Annotated in this window: 1 protein-coding gene; it reads right to left on the bottom strand. The window is 68.2% G+C overall.

Going from position 1 to position 743, the window contains the following annotated elements:
• Nucleotides 1-62: 62 nt before the first annotated feature.
• Nucleotides 63-611, bottom strand: coding sequence for a GAF domain-containing protein (locus KVS67_RS11540; protein WP_217565398.1), 549 nt, complete (start codon nucleotides 609-611; stop codon nucleotides 63-65).
• Nucleotides 612-743 lie beyond the last annotated feature (132 nt).

The raw sequence follows: 743 nt of genomic DNA, 5'->3' as shown, positions 1-743 counted from the left end.
ACGCGATCATCTACAGGGCCGCTGTGGTCCTGAATGCTGTGATCGCATGGTCAAAACGATTGTCAGACATGCCCTAGCGCCTGCTCAATCTGTCGTCCGAGGTGCCGGGCCAGGCCCTCCACGAGCGTCGGCGTCGCCCCGGCGAACGTCACCACGCTGAGCGCCCCATGGACGCGCCCGACGCCCGGATGCGCGAGGGGCACCCCGAAGCAGGAGAAGGCCCGGAACGCGTCGAGATAGTGCTCCTCCCCGTCGACGGCGACGCCTCGGCCCAGCTCAAGGGCGGCGCCGATCCCGTTGAACCCCGCCGCCTCCTCGGCCAGGCAGACCCCCACATCCAGCCCCCGCCGCCGAATCTGCTCCCCCAACGCCGATTTCCATGGCCCCACGAGGCGGATCAGTCGTCCGCTGCGGTCGGAGGCAAAGAGGAAGAGGTCAAGGCCGGCGAAATCACGCGCCACGTCGGCCAGGGTGGTGGCGACCGCATGGTCGAGTGCCGCCGCGCGTGCCCGCACGTCGAGAGTGGCAGTGGTCAGCGTGTCGTCTGCGCGCACCCCGTGCAACCGGGACCGCCGCCAGCCGGATTCCGTCTCGAGGCGATTCGACACCATGACGGTTATGCCCGCCCGTGCGGCCACTCTGAGATGCACATCACGGTCGAGAAGCCTAGGTGTTGTGGGTCATGAGGTTCTTGCCACGGGGTACGGGCTGAGATGAGACGAGCGGGCCTCTCCGGGCGTGTC

Origin of the sequence: Micrococcus sp. GbtcB5 (genome assembly GCF_019091605.1) — a bacterium.
Lineage (GTDB): Bacteria > Actinomycetota > Actinomycetes > Actinomycetales > Micrococcaceae > Micrococcus > Micrococcus luteus.
This window is presented reverse-complemented; position numbering and strand designations above follow the sequence as displayed.

What these genes read in the sequence shown, in the direction of transcription:
- KVS67_RS11540 (WP_217565398.1), bottom strand. Translation starts at nt 611, where the DNA reads ATGGTGTCGAATCGCCTCGAGACGGAATCCGGCTGGCGGCGGTCCCGG.